We start from the raw sequence: 19,052 nt of genomic DNA on the forward strand, positions 1-19,052 counted from the left end.
CCGGTATCAATGTTGCGCTACTGTGATCCGCACCACGCGGAGACGGAGCGGCCCACCGGGCAGTCGTCGATCCGCAGCGGAGGCTTCCGGGCAGGTCCCGGTCAATGAAGGAGGATCGGCCATGAAGAACGTCCGACTGAGGGTATGCGCGGTCACCGCCGCAGCACTGGTGAGCCTGACGGCCTGCGGAGGGGGAGCCGAGGTCGAGGCAGCAGACCTCACCGCTCCGCCCGAATACGAGGGAACCCTCTCGATCCTGACGAAGTTCGGCGGCGAACCGCTGTCCCCCTACTTCGAGGACCTCGCCGCCGAGTACACGTCCCTGCACCCGGATGTGGACTTCGAGATCATCCAGGAGACGGACCAGAGCATCAAGGACAAGACGAAGACCCTCGTCGCCTCCTCGGCACTGCCCGACATCTACTTCTCGTGGACCGGCGACTACGCCGACAAGTTCATCGAGGGCGGCCTGGCCACGGATCTCAGCGCGGTGCTGTCCCCCGACTCGGAGTGGGGCGGCACGTTCGGGGCCGCATCGCTGGATGCCTTCGCCCAGGACGGCAAGTACTACGCCGTCCCCCTGTACAACAACGGGAAGTTCATGGGCTACAACAAGGCCCTCTTCGACGCGGCCGGTGTCGCCGTCCCCACCACGTTCGAGGAACTGATCGCCGCCTGCCCGAAGCTCGAGGCGCAGGGCGTGGAGCCGCTGGCCTTCGGCAACAAGGACGGCTGGCCCGGACTGCACTTCCTCCAGCAGCTCTTCGCCTACAACGTGCCGCAGGACGTCCTCGAGAAGGACTTCGTCCCCGCGACCGCCACCTGGGGCCACCCGGGCTACGCGAAGTCGCTCGAGGAGTTCCAGGCCGTGGTCCAGGACTGCACCGCCACCGGATCGGACTCCAACGGCGTGCTGTACTCGACCGCCCAGCAGGCCCAGTCGGCCGGCCAGGCGGCGATGTACTTCCAGGAGATCCTGGAGTTCGACTCGGTGGTCACGGACTCCTCGAAGATCACCGCCGACGACTTCGGGATCTTCGCCCTGCCGGCGCCCGAGGGCGCCGAGGGTGACCCCGCCGCACTGGAGGGATCCCCCGAGGGCATGATGGTCAACGCCCGGTCCCCGCGCCAGGCGCTCGCCGTCGACTTCCTCAAGTTCGTGACCACCAAGGCCAACGCGGAGAAGCTCGCCGGGGCGCCCTTCAGCCAGCCGAGCACCATCGTGGGTGCCGTCTCCGAGTCGACGGCGAGCCCCGCCGTCGTCGAGGGCGTCGAGAAGCTCAACGAGGCCAGCTACCTGCTCGGGTGGCTCGACGCCGTCACGGTGCCCGACGTCGCGGACGCCTGGCTCGCCGGCGGCGAGGCGCTGGTGTCCGGATCCGAGACTCCCGAAGAGGTTCTGAGCAGTGTCCGCGCCGCTTCAGACAGCGCCAAGTAGGGCCGAACCCGCCGCACCCCTGCTTCCCCGGACCGGGGAAGCGGCGGTGCGGCGGCGCCGCAGGACGCGGGGCTGGGCGTGGGTTGCTCCGGCACTCCTGATCCTGGGAGTGTTCGTCTACCTCCCCCTGCTCCAGAACCTGCAGTACAGCGTCATGGAGTGGGACATCTATGGAGGCGGGTCCTCCTTCGTCGGGCTGGCCAACTACGAGAAGCTGGTCGGCGATCCGGTGTTCTGGCACGCCCTGCTGAACAACTCCGCCTACGCCGCGGTCTCGCTGGTCTGCCAGGTCTTCGGCGCGCTGCTCCTCGCCGCGCTGGTGGAGGGCCTGCGGTCCGAGCGGTGGCGGCGTGCGCTGCGGGCCATCTACTTCGTCCCGTCCGCGATCTCCCTGACGGTCGCGGGACTGCTGTTCTACTTCATCTACGAGCCGGAACTCGGCATCCTGAATGCGGCCCTGCGGGGCGTCGGGCTCGACTTCCTGACGCAGGCCTGGCTGGGGCAGGAGGGCACGGCCATCTGGGCCGTGATCGCCATGAGCCAGTGGCAGGGCTTCGGCTACTCCACGCTGCTCTTCGCGATCGCCATCCAGCGCATCCCCCAGGACCTCTACGATGCCGCCTCGCTCGACGGCATCGGCCCGGTCCGCAGGTTCCTCCAGGTCACGGTCCCGCTCACCCGCGAGATGACGGGCCTGATGATCATCGTGACGCTCTCGGGCGCTTTCCAGGTGTTCAACGAGGTCATGGTGATGACCAGCGGAGGCCCCAACAACTCGAGCCAGGTCCTGGTCAGCTGGCTCTACCGGATGGGCTTCGGCCGCAACGACTTCGGCTATGCAGCCGCCATCGCCACGGTCATCTTCCTCCTGACACTGGGCGTCGCGCTCCTGCAACTGGCCATCACGCGAAAGAGGAGAGTGGAATGGTAACCCGGACAAGCCTTCTGGGCGTCGTCGCGCGAACCTTCGTGGCGTCGTTCCTGCTGGCCCTCGCCGTCGTCGTGATCTATCCCTTGCTGTGGATGGTGCTGAACGGATTCAAGACCAACACCGAACTCTTCGGGAACCCCTTCGCGCTGCCGCTCCAGCTCAGCTGGGACAACTACGTGAAGGCGTGGAACCGCGGCGTCAGCAGCTACCTGGTGACGAGCATCCTGGTCACCGTCACATCGACCATCGCCACGGTCTTCATCAGCGCGTGGGCCGCGTACGGGCTCACCCGGATGCAGATCCCCTTCAGCCGCACCGTGCTGGCCCTGATCCTCGGTGGCCTCATGCTCGCCCCCGCCGTCGCGCTGATCCCGCTCGTCAAGATGTTCCAGGCGCTCGGGCTCTACAACACGTTCTGGGCCCTGCTGATCCTCTACGTGGCGTTCCGCATCCCCTTCACCACGTTCCTGATCCGCGCCTACATGGTCGATCTTCCGCTCGAGATCGACGAGGCGGCGGCCGTGGACGGAGCCGGCAAGGCGAGGGCGTTCTGGAGCATCATCCTGCCCATGTGCAAGCCGATCCTCGTCTCCAGCGTCATCCTGAACATCCTGTTCACCTGGAACGAGTACCTGTTCGCCATGGTCTTCACGAGCGGCGGCGACCTGCAGACACTGCCCATCGGGCTGACGAACCTGATGAGCAAGCACGGGACCGAATACCCCGTGGTCTTCGCCGGCATGACGATCGCCGCCGTACCGGTCATCCTGCTCTTCTTCCTCACGCAGAAGTACTTCGTGCGGGGGCTCGCCGACGGCGTCGGGAAGTAGCGCCGGCCTGCGCCGCGCCGCCGTCGGTGGGATGCCTCAGCGGAGGGTGCCGAGGATGGTGCGCTGGATGGCGACGGCGGCGGCGCCGCGGGCCCACTGCGCGAAGTCCGTGGGCTGCCGCCTCAACCGGAGGGGCGCCGCCTCCGGGTCCCGGTGGTAGGCGACCGAATCCTGCAGGGGAGTGGCGGCGACCTCCGCGAGATCCATGCCCTCGCCCGACAGGATGACGAGGTCCACCATCGTCAGGTTCGCGACGGCGGACACCAGCAGGCCGAGGCTCCAGCCGGCCGCCTCGACGATCCTGCTCGCAGCGGGGTGTCCCTCCGCTGCGAGGCGGAGGACCTCCCCGTAGGGCCGTTGCTCGCCCGTCGCCGCGGTGAACCGCGAACAGATGGCCGGAATGGTCAGGACTGCGGAGGCGCAGCCTTCGTGGCCGTCGGGGCATTCCGGCCCCGAGGCCTCCAGCGGGTAGTGGCCAACGAGGCCCAGCCCGGCGTCCGGCGGCGCGATGACGGAGTCGTTGATGACGAGGCCGTACCCGACGCCGACACCGATCGTCAGGACGGCGAAGTTCTTCTCGCCACGCCCGGCGCCGAACCACTGCTCGGCGATGGTGAGGGCGACGACGTCGTTCTCGACCACGACCGGCAGACCGGTCCTCTGGTGCAGGAGGTCGGCGAGGGGTACATCGCGCCAGCCGAGGAAGGGGGCGCGTACCACCCGGGCACCGGAGCCGACCTTGCCGCCGATGCTGATGCCCACGCCGCTGAAGGCGTCGAGGGGGCCGAGGTCGGTGATGGCCTCGACGATCGTGCCCACGACGTCGTCCACGTCCTGGCCGGGCAGGACGCGCTCGCTCGTGTCCACGACGTCGGACTTGAGGTTCGTCGCCACGGCCGCCGCGCTGTGGCCGGTGAGCTTGATGCCGACGAATCGGTGCGCGTCCGGGCTGATCTCCAGCGGACGCGTCGGCCGGCCGATCGGTGCGGCGACGTGCTCCTCCGATTCGCGCAGCACACCGGCGTCCAGGAGCGGCTTGCTCAGGCGTGTCAGGCTCGCGATCGACAGACCCAGGCGGGCAGCGAGATCGGCACGGGAGATGGGGCCGCGGACGAGGACTTCCCGCGCCAGGGCGCGGGCGGGGCTGTGCAGGGCTAGCGACCGGACCGCCTCCATCGCAAGTCCTCCTTCGGCTTTCCCGTCCATTGACACGCCTCTTATTTCTATCGTAAAAATAAAGCCTGGGTGCGTAACCGGCCGATTCGTTCAGGGGCCGCGCCGGGAACCCCAGTGCCCACACTTCCACACCACAGAGGGACGACACCCGTGACATCCACCGTTAATCCCGACGTTGAATCCGCCGTCGATGCCGCTACGGAGCTGTCCGCCGAGGCGCTCGCCGAGCGCATGCAGGACCCGGACTGGTGGCGCCAGGCGACCGTCTACCAGGTCTATCCGCGCAGCTTCGCCGACTCGAACGGCGACGGCATCGGTGACCTCAAGGGCATCACCTCCCGGATCCCGTACCTCACCTCCCTCGGTGTCGACGCCGTCTGGCTGAGCCCCTTCTATCCCTCCGCGCTCGCGGACGGCGGGTACGACGTCGACGACTACCGCGATGTCGATCCCAAGCTCGGCACCCTCGAGGACTTCGACGAGATGGTCGCCGCCCTGCACCGGGCCGGCATCAAGCTCATCGCCGACATCGTGCCGAACCACACCTCCAACCGGCACGCCTGGTTCCAGGAGGCGCTGGCATCGCCGAAGGGATCCGCGGCCCGCAACCGCTACATCTTCCGCGACGGCAAGGGACCCGAGGGCGACGAGCCGCCGTCGGACTGGGACTCCGTGTTCGGCGGACCGGCGTGGGAGCGGGTCGAGGACGGCCAGTGGTACATGCACATCTTCGCCCGGGAGCAGCCCGACCTGAACTGGGACAACCGCGAGGTCCGTGACGACTTCCCGGCGACGCTGCGCTTCTGGTCCGACCGCGGCGTCGACGGCTTCCGCGTGGACGTGGCGCACGCCCTGACCAAGGACATGAGCGAGCCGCTGCCGTCCAAGGCGGACCTCGGCCCCGAGGGCGGGAACCACAACGGGAAGCACCCCTTCTGGGATCGGGACGAGGTGCACGAGGTCTTCGCCGAGTGGCGCACGGTGTTCAACGAGTACACACCGCCGCGCACCGCCGTCGCCGAGGCCTGGGTGCATGCCGACCGCCGCGCCCGCTACGCCAGTCCCGAGGGACTCGGCCAGGCGTTCAACTTCGACCTGCTGAAGGCGGATTGGGATCCCCACCAGTTCCGCGACACGATCACCAAGAACCTCGTCGAGGCGAAGACCTCCGGTGCCTCGTCGACCTGGGTCTTCTCCAACCACGACGTCGTCCGGCATGCCACGCGCTACGGCCTGCCGCCCGCCGGGCCGGACAGTGTGAGCAAGCCCGGCCAGGGCGGCACGGACAGCCAGGACGGCTCGGCCTGGCTGCTGAGCGGCGGCACCGAACCCCAGCTGGACCGCGAGCTGGGGGAACGCCGCGCCCGCGCCGTCACGCAGCTCATGCTCGCGCTGCCGGGCTCCGCCTACCTGTACCAGGGGGAGGAGCTCGGCCTGCACGAGGTCGCCGACATCGCCGACGAGGACCGCCAGGACCCCACGTTCTTCCGCAACACCGGGGTGGACGTGGGCCGTGACGGCTGCCGTGTGCCGCTGCCCTGGACCCGGGACGGGGAGTCCTTCGGCTTCGGCTTCGGCGGCGCGCACCTGCCGCAGCCCGAATGGTTCGGCGAGTACGCCGTCGAGGTGCAGGAGGGCGATCCCGATTCCACCCTCAGCTTCTACCGCCGGGCGCTCCAGCTGCGCCGCGAACTGCAGGGGGAGGAAGACTTCGAGTGGATCGAGGAGCCGTCACCCGAGATCCTGCACTTCACGCGCCCGGGCGGCTGGCACTGCGTCACCAACTTCGGTTCGGAGCCCGCTGACCTGCCCGCGGGCACGGTGCTGCTGAGCAGCTCGCCGCTGGTGGACGGCAGGCTCCCGGCGGACACGACGGCCTGGATCGCATAGCGCGTCAACACCGTTCCGGTGGGTCTCCTTCCGGCTCTGGGTGCTCGCGGCGCGAGTGACCAGAGCCGTGACGCGTGTACCTCGGCTCTGGGCCGCCCCGCCGGATACGCGGACCTGCGGTGCAGGTGCCCGGGGTTCGTTGGTGGCCCACGGGCGTCGTCGGTGGTGTTCGCGGTGCGGATGTCCCGACCCGTGGCGCGTGTACCTCGGATCCGGGCCGCCGCGCCGGGTGTGCGGACCTGTGGCAGAGGTAGCGCCGCGGTGCGCACGACGCCGAAACGCGAGCCCGTTCATCCGCGGGAGAATCGGTTGCGAGGGCCGGTGGGACGTCGGAATACTGGAAAGACCGGCACGATCGACCCGGAGGGCAGCGACATCAGCAGGTCCCAGGAGCACGAGGAGCGGCTGCGGAAGGCGGCCCAGGTCCGCGCTGCGCGGGGGGACGCCGGTGACGCGATGGCCGAGCTGGAACGGCAGAACGATGACGGCGACTCCGCCTCCGGCGAGATGGCCCCGCTGCGTGAGGGTGAGGACGAGGTCAAACGCGCGCGGCTGATCGTGGACCGGGCCGTGGCGCGCGGCGACTTCGACAACCTCGCGCTCGCGGGCAAGCCCATCCCGGGACTGGGGGAGAGCCATGACCCCGACTGGTGGGTCAAGGGCCTGATCCAGCGCGAGAACATCACCGGACTCGGCCCGCGGGCCATCCTGCTGCGGACGGAGGACGCGGAGCTCGACGACCGCCTCGACCGCCAGTACACCGAGAAGCAGGTGCGGGAGGTCCTCGAGGACTTCAACTACCGCGTGATCGACGCGAGGCGCCAGCTCCTCGGCGGCCCCCCGGTCATCACCAAGCTGCGCGATGTTGACGCGGAGGTGGAGCGGTGGCGTGAGCGCCGGGCTGCTGCCCGGCGTGCGGCGGAGGCCGCCGCGCCGCCCGAACCGCCGAAGGTCTCCTTCTGGCGGCGCATCTGGCGCGGCGGCACCTGAGTTGCTGGGTGGTGTTTGCGGCGCGGGTGCCCAGACCCGTGGCGCGTGTACCCCGGGTTCGGGACCCGCGCCGGATGCCCGGACCTGTGGCGCAGGTAGCAGCGTCAGCGCACCCGCAGCGGGACAGCCACGGCCTCGTGTCCTGCTACGAGCCCACCGAGGTGTGCTGCTACGAGCCTACCGAGGTGTCCTGCTACGAGCCCACCGAGATGGTGGGGATCGACGCCGTCACCAGGGTGCCGTCCGCCCGGCGGGTCCCTTCGATGTCACGTGTGCTCGGAGTGCCGGTCAGGCGTGCGCCCTGGTGGTCGAGCGGGACCATGACGGGATGGTCCGCACCCACATGCACGCGCTCACCGCGGACGGAGACCGTCGCACTCCGGCCTGCTTCGACCGTCAGGATCATCGCATGCTGGGTCACGTCGGCACGCACCCGCGTACCCTGCAGTGTCACCCGGAACGTCATGCGGGTCCAGCCCTCGGGCAGGCGCGGATCGAAGGTGATGCGGCCCCCGTGGTCACGCATGCCGCCGAACCCGTAGGTGAGGGCGCTCCACACGCCGCCGGTCGATGCGACGTGGATGCCGTCCGAGGTGTTGCGGTGGAGATCGGCGAGGTCCACGAACAGGGCGGACAGGAAGTACTTCATCGCCAGGTCCTGGTACCCGACCTCGGCCGCGATGATCGACTGGACCACCGCGGAGAGGGTCGAGTCCCCCGTCGTCAGGGCTTCGTAGTACTCGAAGTCGGCGCGCTTCTGCTCCGGGGTGAACTCATTGCCCTGCAGGAGGAGGGCAAGGACGACGTCGGCCTGCTTGAGGACCTGGAAGCGGTAGATCACCAGCGGGTGGTAGTGCAGCAGCAGGGGTCGCTTGCTCGCGGGGGTGTTCTCGAGGTCCCACAGTTCCTTCTCCAGGAAGGCGGCGTCCTGGGGATGGATGCCTGCCCGCTCGTCGAACGGGATGTACATCTTTTCGGCGGCGAGCGCCCACTCGTAGATCTCGTCCTCGGAGAGGTTCAGGCGCGAGACCATCCGCTGATAGGCGACCGGGTCGTCCGCGCGGAGCGACTCGACCGCGCGCGTCGCCGACTTGAGGTTGGCGCGCGCCATGACGTTCGTATACAGGTTGTCGTTGACGACGGTCGTGTACTCGTCGGGACCCGTGACCCCGTGGATGTGGAAGTTGTCATCACCGTTGCTGCGCCAGAAACCGAGGTCCGCCCACATCCGCGCCGTCTCGACGAGGATGTCGATGGCTCCGCGGATGAGGAAGTCCTCGTCGCCTGTCGCGGCGACGTACTGCATGAGCGCATGGGAGATGTCGGCGTCGATGTGGTACTGGGCGGTGCTCGCGGCGTAGTAGGCCGAGGACTCCTGCCCGTTGATCGTGCGCCAGGGGAACAGCGCCCCACGCTGGTTGAGTTCGACCGCGCGCGAGCGGGCCGGTTCCAGCATGGACTGGCGGAAGCGCAGGGCGTTCCGTGCGACGAGGGGAGCGGTGTAGCTGAGGAACGGAAGGACGTAGACCTCGGTGTCCCAGAAGTAATGGCCTCCGTACCCGGAGCCGGAGACGCCCTTCGCCGCGATGCCGCCGCCGTCGGTGCGGGCCGTGGACTGGGCGAGCTGGAAGATGTTCCAGCGCACGGCCTGCTGGATGGCGGGCTGCCCTTCCACCTCGACGTCGGAGCGTGACCAGAAGTCGGCCAGCCATTCCCGTTGCTTCCGGTACTGCTCCTCGACGGGGACTTCCCGGGCGCGGTCGAGCGTGCGGCCGCAGCGGTCGGCGAGCTCGCGCACGGGCACGCCGCGGGAGGTGTGGTAGGTGATGGTCTTGACGAGCCGGATGGGCCGGCCGGGCTTCGCCTTCACCCGGTAGACGTGCTTGGCGAGGTCGTCCTCGAGATGGGACCGCTGATCCCACTCGTTGTCCGTGACCAGGTTGTGCTCGACGCCGCACGCGATGGTCATCGAGGAATTGGTGGTGCGGTAGCCGAGCAGGTAGCGCGATCCGTCGACGCGCTTGAGGCGCGGCTGGAGTACCCGCTCCTTGAAGGAGTCCGCCTTGCGCGGGTCGAACGCCGTGCTGTCGGCTGCAGGGAGCACCTGATCCTCGTCGATGCCGTCCTGGCGGTTGAGGATCTGACTCGAGATGAGGATGGATGCTTCGCCGTCGAGCATCTCCACCTCGTAGTCGACGGTCGCCAAATGGCGATCCGTGAACGAGACCATGCGGCGCGTCCGGACGAGGACACGCTTGCCCGAGGGGGTGCGCCACTCGAGCTCCCGCACCAGGACGCCGTCGGCGAAGTCGAGGCGCCGCGAGTACCGGAGGATCTCCGCCTCCGTCAAGACGAACGGTTCGTCGTCGACGTACAGGCGGATGATCCTCGCGTCGGGGACGTTGACGATCGTCTGCCCCACGCGGGCGAAGCCGAAGGCCTCCTCCGCGTGCTGGATGGGCCATGTCTCGTGGAAGCCGTTGATGAAGGTGCCGTAGTGGTACCCGTCCCTGCCTTCATCCAGGTTGCCGCGCAGGCCCAGGTAGCCGTTGCCGACGGAGAAGAGGGTTTCGGTGCGGCCCTGGAGGGAGACGTCGAACGACGTCTCGACGAGCGCCCACTCGTCCACGAGGAAGTGGTTGCGCTCCAGCGGATCGGAGGAGATGAGGTTCATGAAGGGATGTCCTGGGGTACGAGGTGCGCGCCCGGATCGGCGACGGCCGGCCGGGCAGGGAGTGAGGGGATGAGTTCGGCGAGGTCGTCGACGACGGTGTCGGCGCCATGGGCGAGGAGGCTGTCGGCACCGACGCCCCGGTCGACCCCGATCACGAGACCGAAGGCGCCCGCGCGGCCGGCAGCGACCCCGGAGTGAGCATCCTCGACCACCGCGCATGCCGAGGCGGGGAGGCCGAGCAGCTCGGCGGCGTAGAGGTAGGTGTCGGGAGCGGGTTTGCCCGCGATGCCGCGGGCGGCCGCGAGGACGCCGTCCACGACGACTTCGAAGCGACCGCCCAACCCGGCGGCTGCCAGGACAGGGACGCCGTTGCGGGAACTGGTGACGACGGCGACCTGGACACCGGCGGCGATGGCTGCATCGAGGAACGCGAGGGACCCCTCATAGGGCGCGACCCCCTCCGCCTGGAGGGTCTCGTTGAACGCCTCGTTCTTGCGGTTGCCGAGTCCGCAGACGGTGTCGAGCTCGGGCGGATCCTCGGGCAGGCCCTCGGGTAACGTGATGCCGCGGGAGGCGAGGAATGCGCGCACGCCGTCGTAGCGGGGGCGGCCGTCGATGAAGGTGAAGTAGTCCGCATCGGTGTAGGGCTGCTCGATCCCCCGCGCCTCGAGGTAGGCGGTGAACAGCCGGGCCCAGGCGTGCATGTGCACCTCGGCGGTCGGCGTAAGGACGCCGTCGAGGTCGAAGAGGAGCGCGCTCAGGGACGACAGGCGCGCGTGGGCGGGGAGGAAGGTCATGGTGCTGATCGCCTTCAGGGGTGGCGGGAGCCGTGAATGGACATCACGGTGCGGATCGACAGCGGCGGCGTTGATCAGCACTGATCCTGCACCGGGAGAACGTGTCCGAGGAAGCTGGCCGGACGGGGTCGTCAACGGCGAGACCAGAACTGGGACGGGCGGGCCTAGTCGGCCCAGATCCTGCAGTGCTGCTGCGGGATTTGTTAAAGTCTACCGCCAAAACCGCCGTTGCGGGGCCCACGACGAGCTCGATCGATCCGGACGGAATGGTTGCGCTCGCGACCCGGGGATCAGGGTCAGTTCGGGATGATTCCGAACAGCACCCTCCGCTTGACCAGGACCCAGATGACCAGGGTCACGACGGCGTGGATGACGAGTCCCTGCCAGGCGCTCGCGCGGTCGAGCCCGGGGATGTTCGCGACCGCCAGCACGAAGTACACGTGGACGACGAAGACGTACAGGCTCGCGCGCCCCAGCGGGATGTACAGCCAGCCGGCCAACCTGTTGATGGGCTTCCAGAACGACGTGAGGATCACGTGCGCGGCGACGATGAAGAAGGCCAGGTTCAGGAGCCGGCCGGGCTGCAGGAACACCCGCACATACGCGGATTCGTACAGGGTCTCGTAGAAGCCGGCCGGGATGAAGGGCAGGCCGAGTCCCAGGGTGGAGTTCAGCCAGAGCCCTCCCAGGACGAGCGCATACGCGCCGGTGCCCACGCCGAGGAGGATCTTCCCCCGGGGAGTGCTGAGCGCGTTGATGATCGCCCGGCGGTGGTAGCCGATCGTGACGCCGTGGACGAAGATCAGTTGCCAGGTGAGCAGCGGGAAGACGTCCTGGAACTGTGAGTCGAAGACCCGCAGGGAGAAGACCGCGTCGAGGGCGTAGAGCGCCCAGCTGATGGCGAGGAGAAGCCACCACAGCTTCTTCCTCAGCAGCAGGACGAGCAGCGGGACCGTCAGCGTCAGCACCACGTAGAGGCCCATGATGTTGAAGGCCCACGGTCCCATGTTGAGGAGCAGCAGGTCCCGCACCGCGTATCCGGGCGGCGGGTAGTCGAACAGCCGCTGGACATTGGGGTAGAGGTCGTACACGCGGCCGGTGGCGCCGATGCCTGCCGCGCCGGTCCCGCGGTCCGTGAAGGTGGTGAGGACGGATGCGTCGAGAAAGGGCACCAGCGACAGCAGGTAGACGGTGAGGACCACGGCCAGGGACGTGAGGTAGAGCTTCACCGCCCGCCGGGTGGTTCCCTTTGCCGCCTCTCCGGCTCCGCGGCGCTGAACGGCCAGAGGGTGCACCATGCCGAGCACGACGCCGGACAGCATCACGAACAGCTCGGCGCCCGTGATGGTCCCGATGAGGTTGCGTGAGATGAAGGACCACGGACCGGCGACCTCGATGTGGGTGACGACCACGGAGGTGATGATCCAGCCGCGCAGCAGGTCGATGCGGCCGTCGCGGGGAGCCTGCTCGTCCGGATACCGCCACTGCGGGACCACGCGCCGGGCGAGTCCGGCCAGGAGGATCAGGGCGAAGAGCCCGACGATGCACGCGACCAGATAACCCATCACGGCGCTGACCGGGGCGGCCGCCTGCCACACCTGCTTCGTCGATGCGTTGGCGTCCTCCTGGGGGACGACCTCCGTCACGGGCCCGAGCCGGACGTCCGGCACCGCGTCGAGAGTATCCGTCAGTACCGCTTTCGTCGCGTCGTCCGCGCCGAGCCTCCAGTCCACCGTGTGGCCCTGGGCCTCGGGTTCCGGGCGCTCCGCCTCGAGCCAGGCCACCATCCCGATCTCCGGGTACTCCTCGGTGATCGCCGGGTCGAACAGCTGGTCGAGCCAGGCACGCTTGATGTCCGCTTCGGGTGCGCTGTCGGCGTCCTCCGGGTCGTACAGCGCGGCCGTCTGCACGAGGAACCGCTTGCCCTTCCCCGCTGCGTACTGCTTTGCGAAGTCGATGCGCGGTGCGCGGGGAGCCGCACCGTAGGAGCCCGCGAGCTGGTCGGCGAACTTGTCCGGCTCGGGCAGCACGGACGTGCTGATCGCGCCGGAGTACTCCCGTGTCCCGTCCGCGTTCCTCGTGGGCCTCTGCTCGTAGCTGCCGTAGTGGTACATCGTCAGGCCCACCCAGTCCACGGCGTCGTCGCCGGGGTAATAGGGCTCGTAGGGGTCGTCACCGGTGTCGATCAGGCCGTTGCCGTTCGTGTCCAGGCGCGTCACGGCCCCGGACTGACGACCCTCCACCGCGCCGTACGCCTCGGTGAACGGGTAGCCGGCCGCGTACGACGGCGACCAGACCAGAGCCACGCCGGGGGCCCCGGCGTGTACGGCGTCCGCGACGGTCCGAAACGCGCCGACGTACTCCTCGGGCTGCTGCCCCCACCCGAACCAGGTGCCGTTCATCTCGGGCGCGAAGCGGAGGAAAAATCCGGTGCGGAACTCGTCGCTGACGCGGGCGAGCGTCTCGGCGAGGTGCCCGGCGTCGTCGTCGGTCAGCTCGTCCAGCGGCTTCGTGGGCTCGAGGGTGACCATGGCGAGGGACCCCAGCGGCGCCTCCTGCCGTGCGAGGTCGAAGAGGTCGCGCTCGGCGGCCTCGTCGAGCGGGTAGGGGATCGGACGGCTGAAGAACGACGGCGTGATCCCCGTCCGGTCCGCGTAGGCGCGGGCGTTGTCGGAGGACCAGTCGAGTTCGGGACCGAAATAGCGGCCATCGGACAGGGCGGTCGGGTCCTCGACGGGGGGCTGGTCGGAGGTGGTGGTGGTCGCCGGCAGACCGGCCGCCTGCGCGGGGACTGCGCCGGCGAGGAGGCCGACCATCGACGCCACCAGGACCCAGGCGGCCAGCCAGGCGTGCGTCCGCGACGTGGCCGCGGTCATCGGGCGGATTCCCGCTGTGCCTTCGCTGCCGCGATGTCGGACTGGTAGTGCTCGTACCCGCGGTAGCGGACGGCTTCGATGATGACGCTGAAGATGACGAGGTCGAAGATCACCCAGACGATGTTCACCGACGTCCCGAGGAGGTCGGCCTGGCCCACGGCCATCCGGATGATCCCGATGATCACGGCCGCCACGAGCAGGCCCATGGCCCACAGCTGCGGCTTCACGAGGTCCCACCGCAGCTGGGCGTCCTGCTGCAGCGTTTTCGGCGTCACCGCGAAGTCGAGGCTCCGGCCGAGGTAGACGTTGCCGAACGCGGAGGTGATCGACCGGATCCAGACGGGGAACAGCGCCAGCGAGTACTGCTGGCCGCGCCAGGTCTTGACGCCCTTGCCGACGACGGCGAAGAGCAGCTGGTTGACCAGCAGGAACGGGATCAGCCGGACGAAGAACTCCGTGCTGATCGAGTTGACCGGGAGGATCCCGAAGATCAGGTAGATGATGGGCGCGCCGATGTAGACGACGGCCGCGAACCCGGAGAGGTAGCTCCACATGGTCGACGCGTACATGAGGCGCTGCGCGAAGGAGAGCCCCTTCTGGGCGAACGGGTTCTCACGGAACATCACCTGCGCGGTGCCCTGCGCCCAGCGGAGGCGCTGCGTGAGCATGGAGTTCAGGTCCTCGGGGGCGAGGCCGTCGGCCAGTTTCTCGTGGTGGTAGGCCGATTCCCAGCCGAGTCCGTGGAGGCGCATGCAGGTGGCCATGTCCTCGGTGACGGAGATGGTGGCCATCGGCATGACGGCCTGGGCCTCCCCGGTGCGGTCGGCGTTGACCGAGTCGATCAGGACACGGACGGTGTCGATCGCCGCGAGGGGCGACCAGGCACGCTGCGCGAGCTGGTCCAGCGCGGCGTCGTCGACGACGGCCAGGCCGGGGGTGCTGACCGACGCATCCTGGAGGTTCGCCTCCAGGCCGTCGATGTCCAGGTCCTCGAGCGAGGAGAGGTCGGCGCGGAACGCGGCGATGTCGGCGGCGACGAGGTCCCGGGTCACGGTGGCGACGCGCTGCTGGAACTCGTAGGTGACCTCGGAGATGCCGTGGCCCTTCTGCAGCCGGCGCCGGACCCTGCGGAGGTCCTTGGCGACGAGGTCCAGGGCGTCCCGCACGCGGTCGTTGCCCGGGCCGAGGTTCTTCTTGGCCCTGGCGAGTACCTTGTCCGAGGTCTTTAGCGCCTTGTAGAGCGCGAGCTCGATCTCCGTGACATACCGCGTGACGCCGAGCTGCATGAGGGCCTCGCGGCGGATGAGCGCGTTCGACCCGCAGAAAAAGGCTGCGTTCCAGCCGTCCTTGCCCTGCTGGATCGGCCCGTAGAACAGCGGTGCCTGGCTGCCCAGCGGATCGGAGTCCGGCACGTTGATGAACCACTGCGGAGTCTGGACCAGCGCCATCTTCTCGTTGGTGAAGTAGCCGAGGGTCCTGTCCAGGATCAGCGGATCGGGGATCTGGTCGGCGTCGAGGATGAGCAGGAACTCGCCGTCCGTGGAGGCCAGTGCGTTGTTGAGGTTGCCCGCCTTCGCGTGGCGCGGCATGTCCTTCCAGTCGGCGGACCGGGTGATCCAGCCGATGCCCTCGGCCTCGGCGGCCTCGCGCACCTCCGCCCGGTTGCCGTCGTCGAGGATCCACGTCTTGTGCGGGTAGCTGATGGCCTTCGCGGCACGGGCCGTGGTGAGGACCAGATCCAGCGGCTCGTTGTAGGTGGTGATGAAGACGTCGACGGTGAGGCCCTCGGGAGCCTTCGGCGGCACGCGCTTCTTCAGCTTCCATACCGTGAAGCCGAACAGGAGGGAATCGATGAGCGAGTACGTCTCGGCGAGCACCAGCGGGATGGCGATCCACCAGGCGTCCCAGTTGATCGAGAACAGCCACCGCCAGACGATGTAGTTGAGCCCCAGGACTGCCGTGACGAGGACGATCGCCCGGATAAGCAGGGTCCGGCCGCCCGATGTGGCATTCTGGTCGGCGGTTTCCTGATCGCTCTGGAAAGAATCGTTCGGTGACGGCTGCATGCTCCAGCACTCCACTTCCTGCTCGGCGTGCGCGAGGCGCCGCTTCGGTGACTTGTGTGCGCCGGGATGGCAGCACTGAGACGCTCACCGGCCCCTGAAGGGCCATGGAACACTTGAACAAAGGTACCCGGTCCCGGGTACCAGCCGTTCGGCGACACCGGCTGCGGCGGAGCCGGCCGTTCCCGTGCTATCGCCGGGCAGCGGCAGGTGCGCAGGCGGGGAAGCCCGACGAATGGCCGGGCGGGGCAGGTCAGGCTCTGTCGGCGTAACGCCTGGCCTGCCCGAGAGCCTCGCGCACGCCGTCGGCGTCGTGCGCTGCGACGTAGGCCGGAGTGTCCCGCTGGAAGCGCCAGCCCTCGGCGAGCGGTCCCGCGTCCACGGCGTCGAAGCCGAACTCGTCGAGGAACCCCACCACGGCCTGCTTGGCGTCCGCATCGTCACCGGCGATGGCCAGCGCACGGCGGTTCGGTGTGCCGGCGGGAGTCCCGTCGGTGGTCAGCTGGGCGGCGAGGATGTTGTTGAAGACCTTCACCACCGAGGAACCCGGGAGGTGGCGCTGCAGGAGTTCGCTCGTCGTCGTACTCTCGTCGTCGAGCTCGGCGATCTGCCCGTCGCGTTGAGGGTAGTAGTTGCAGGTGTCCATGACGAGCTTGCCGGCGAGCGGCTCCACGGGAACCGAGCCGATGTCCTTCAGCGGGATGGTGACGACGACGACGTCACCCTCCCTTGCGGCGTCCTCGACGGACCCGGCGCGCGCGGAGTCGCCCAGCTCGCCGATCAGGTCCTGCAGCGTCTCCGGACCGCGGGAGTTGCTCAGAATGACGTGGTAGCCGTTCGCAACGGCGAGGCGTGCGAGCTGCGAGCCGATATGGCCGCTGCCGATGAAACCGATGGTGCTGCGCGACGCGCCTGGCCGGCCTGCTGTGTTGTTCATCATGCCCAGCACAACCGCCCCGTTCGCGGCGGTTATTCCTCAGGCCCGCCGGGCTTCGTCCGTCCACACGTAGAACTTCTCCGGGCGTCCCGCAGACCCGTACTGAGGGACGATGCGCGCCTGCCCCCGCGAGACCAGGAACTCGAGGTACCGCCGGGCGCTGACGCGTGCCATCCCGAGGCGGTCGGCGACGTCCGACGCCGAGGTGCCACGGCCGTGGCTCCGGAGGTCGAGCATCACGGCGTCGAGCGTGGGGGCTGACAGGCCCTTGGGTGTCGCGATGGTCGCTGCGCCGGGCGACGCATCGGTGCTGACGGCCCCGGCCCCCGCCGTCGTCCGCAGCAGTTCATCGATCCTGCCCTGGTCGAGGGATGCGGAACCGTCGGCCGCGTGCGAGTCGAGGTTCCGCCGGTACGCCACGTAGGAGTCGAGCCGCTGGTTCAACACCGCGGCGTTGAACGGCTTCACGAGGTAGTGCAGCACCCCGCCCGCCACCGCCGCACGCACGGTGTCGAGTTCGCGTGCTGCGGTGATGGCGATGACGTCGAACGGCTCGCCCGGGCGGTTCCGCAGTGCGCGGAGCACCTCGATGCCCGTCATGTCCGGGAGGTGGATGTCCAGCAGGACGAGCCTCGGCCGGAGCTCGTCCGCGAGTTCGAGCGCCCGCGCGCCGGTGTGGGCGGCTCCGACGACGTCGAAGGCACCATGGGCGAGCAGGAAGCCGGTATGGATGCCGGCGACCTGGTGATCGTCGTCCACGACCAGGGTCGGGATCGGCGGAGGAGCGGCAGGATTCACGGGACGGTTCCTCGGGATGTCGCGTCGCTCATGGCACCTGCAGGGGGCGGGGAGCGTCGATGAGCGACGGCGCGAGCCAGACCGTGAACTCGGCACCGCCGAGCTCGGAGTCGTCGACGACCACCTGGCCCGAGCGGCGGCGCGCGATGCGGTCCACGAGCGCCAGCCCGAAACCACGCGTGCCGGGATGGCCGCCGTCCTTGGTGGAGTAGCCGGACGAGAAGATGCCGTCGACGTCCTCGGCGGCGACGCCGGGACCGTTGTCGGAGACGGTGATGCGGGTGGCGTCCTCGGCGGAGTCGAGGTGGACGGCGACCTGCCCGTCGGGGCGCCCGATGCCCGTCACCGCTTCGATCGCGTTGTCGATGAGGATACCGAGGACGGTGACGACGTCGGTGGTCCCGTCCGGCTCGAGCACCGAGGTGTCGTCGATGGACAGGGTGATGCCCTTCTCGGCGGCGATGGTGCTCTTGGTCATGAGCAGGCTGGCGGCGTCGGGATCCTGGATGCCGGGGGCGATGGACCCCGAGACGAGCGAGCCTCCGTGTCCCGAACGGGAGATGAAGTCGACGGCCTGCTCGGTGCGGCCCAGCTCGAGCAGTCCGGAGATGGTGTGCATACGGTTCGCGAACTCGTGCGCCTGGGCCCGCAGCGCCTGGGTGACGTCGCGTTCACCGTCGAGGTCCGTGAGCAGCTGGTAGAGCTCCGTGCGGTCGCGGAGGATCATGACGCGGCCCACGCGCGTGCCGTCCACCAGGGCATCGGAGGTCCGGGCGAGGAGCACGCGCTCGCCGGACAGCACGGTCTCGTCCGTGTCGGCGGGATCGGTCAGGAGACGTGCGAGGGCCGGCTCCATGACGTCGTCCACGAGCCGACCCGTGGCGGCGTCGTCGAGCTCCAGCAGCCTCTTCGCCTCGTCGTTGAGGAGCGCGATGCGGTTGTTCGCATCGACGGCGACCATGCCCTCGCTGATGCCGTGGATCATGGCGTCGCGGGTCTCGAGGAGCGAGGCGATCTGCTCGGGCTCGAGGCGGTAGATGCGCCGCCACACGAGCCGGGAGATCCAGATGGCCCCTGCGGATCCGACGAGCGCCGCCACGATCAGCCAGGCCAGCAGGCGGGGGAGGTCCTCGTAGAGGTCCGCGTCGAGTTCCGATTCGAGGGTGCCCACCGACGCGGTGCCGATGATGCCGCCGTCGGTGCCGTAGATCGGCACCTTCACGCGCCAGGATTTGCCAAGGGTTCCGGTCTGCGTGCCCACGAAGGTCTCGCCCGAGAGCGGGATCGACGGGTCGGTCGAGACCCGCTCGCCGATGAGCTCCGGATTCGGGTGGGAGTAGCGGATGCCCTCGCGGTCCGTGACCACGACGTAGGTCACGCCCGTGGACTGGCGGATGAGGTCGGCGATGGGCTGGATGGTGGCGCTGGGGTCGGCCTGGTCGAAAGCCTCGACCACCGACGGCAGCTGCGCCACCGACTGGGCCACACCGACCATGCGGTCCTCGTACTGCTCCCGGATCTGCAGGCGCTGCATGGTGACGGCGGTGGAACCGGCCACGGCGACGATGACGAGCACGATGGCCAGTTGCAGCAGGAACAGCTGCGATCGAAGCGACATCGTCCGGATCATCCTCTTAGTGTGACACGGCGTG

The 19,052-nt window shown here is 68.8% G+C and carries 13 protein-coding genes; 5 read left to right on the forward strand and 8 right to left on the reverse strand.

Features of this window, described 5'->3' with window-relative positions:
- Positions 1–121: 121 nt before the first annotated feature.
- Genes ACX80I_RS10210 through ACX80I_RS10220 form a run of 3 tightly spaced genes read left to right on the forward strand, consistent with a single transcriptional unit; the run spans position 122 to position 3,199 of the window.
- Positions 122–1,438: an ABC transporter substrate-binding protein gene (locus ACX80I_RS10210; protein WP_459345001.1), complete on the forward strand. Its 1,317-nt coding sequence runs from the start codon at positions 122–124 to the stop codon at positions 1,436–1,438.
- The gene (locus ACX80I_RS10215) at positions 1,407–2,369 is read left to right on the forward strand and encodes a carbohydrate ABC transporter permease (RefSeq protein ID WP_459345002.1); all 963 of its coding nucleotides are present in this window, start codon (positions 1,407–1,409) and stop codon (positions 2,367–2,369) included. Before ACX80I_RS10210 ends, ACX80I_RS10215 begins: the two co-directional genes overlap by 32 nt.
- Positions 2,363–3,199, forward strand: a complete 837-nt coding sequence (locus ACX80I_RS10220; protein ID WP_459345003.1) for a carbohydrate ABC transporter permease — start codon at positions 2,363–2,365, stop codon at positions 3,197–3,199. Before ACX80I_RS10215 ends, ACX80I_RS10220 begins: the two co-directional genes overlap by 7 nt.
- Before the next feature lie 36 nt (positions 3,200–3,235).
- Here ACX80I_RS10220 and ACX80I_RS10225 read toward each other — a convergent pair whose 3' ends face one another.
- The gene (locus tag ACX80I_RS10225) at positions 3,236–4,375 is read right to left on the reverse strand and encodes an ROK family protein (protein ID WP_459345004.1); all 1,140 of its coding nucleotides are present in this window, start codon (positions 4,373–4,375) and stop codon (positions 3,236–3,238) included.
- A 231-nt stretch (positions 4,376–4,606) separates the two neighbouring features.
- Between ACX80I_RS10225 and ACX80I_RS10230 the strand changes: the two genes are divergently transcribed.
- Positions 4,607–6,265: a glycoside hydrolase family 13 protein gene (locus tag ACX80I_RS10230; RefSeq protein WP_459345160.1), complete on the forward strand. Its 1,659-nt coding sequence runs from the start codon at positions 4,607–4,609 to the stop codon at positions 6,263–6,265.
- Between the two features lie 321 nt (positions 6,266–6,586).
- Entirely contained in the window at positions 6,587–7,255 is a 669-nt protein-coding gene (locus ACX80I_RS10235; RefSeq protein ID WP_459345005.1) for a DnaJ family domain-containing protein, read from the forward strand.
- 193 nt (positions 7,256–7,448) lie between these two features.
- Here the strand turns inward: ACX80I_RS10235 and ACX80I_RS10240 are convergent, their stop codons facing one another.
- The 7 genes from ACX80I_RS10240 to ACX80I_RS10270 all read right to left on the reverse strand — a co-directional run bounded on the left by ACX80I_RS10240 (position 7,449) and on the right by ACX80I_RS10270 (position 19,018).
- On the reverse strand, positions 7,449–9,929 hold the full coding sequence (locus ACX80I_RS10240; protein WP_459345006.1) for a glycoside hydrolase family 65 protein: 2,481 nt from the start codon (positions 9,927–9,929) through the stop codon (positions 7,449–7,451).
- Positions 9,926–10,726 (reverse strand): HAD family hydrolase, encoded by an 801-nt coding sequence (locus ACX80I_RS10245; protein ID WP_459345161.1) that lies wholly within the window; start codon positions 10,724–10,726, stop codon positions 9,926–9,928. Before ACX80I_RS10245 ends, ACX80I_RS10240 begins: the two co-directional genes overlap by 4 nt.
- A 296-nt stretch (positions 10,727–11,022) precedes the next feature.
- Positions 11,023–13,602, reverse strand: coding sequence for an OpgC domain-containing protein (gene opgC / locus ACX80I_RS10250; RefSeq protein WP_459345007.1), 2,580 nt, complete (start codon positions 13,600–13,602; stop codon positions 11,023–11,025).
- Positions 13,599–15,668 carry a glycosyltransferase gene (locus ACX80I_RS10255; protein ID WP_459345008.1) on the reverse strand — a complete coding sequence of 690 codons (2,070 nt, stop codon included), beginning with the start codon at positions 15,666–15,668 and terminating at the stop codon, positions 13,599–13,601. The genes opgC and ACX80I_RS10255 overlap by 4 nt, the downstream gene beginning before the upstream one ends.
- A 250-nt stretch (positions 15,669–15,918) precedes the next feature.
- Positions 15,919–16,605 carry an NADPH-dependent F420 reductase gene (locus ACX80I_RS10260; protein WP_459345009.1) on the reverse strand — a complete coding sequence of 229 codons (687 nt, stop codon included), beginning with the start codon at positions 16,603–16,605 and terminating at the stop codon, positions 15,919–15,921.
- Between the two features lie 36 nt (positions 16,606–16,641).
- Entirely contained in the window at positions 16,642–17,400 is a 759-nt protein-coding gene (locus ACX80I_RS10265; protein WP_459345010.1) for a response regulator, read from the reverse strand.
- A 28-nt stretch (positions 17,401–17,428) separates the two neighbouring features.
- Positions 17,429–19,018 (reverse strand): ATP-binding protein, encoded by a 1,590-nt coding sequence (locus ACX80I_RS10270; protein WP_459345011.1) that lies wholly within the window; start codon positions 19,016–19,018, stop codon positions 17,429–17,431.
- Positions 19,019–19,052: the final 34 nt, after the last annotated feature.

This window comes from Arthrobacter rhamnosi (assembly GCF_054510855.1).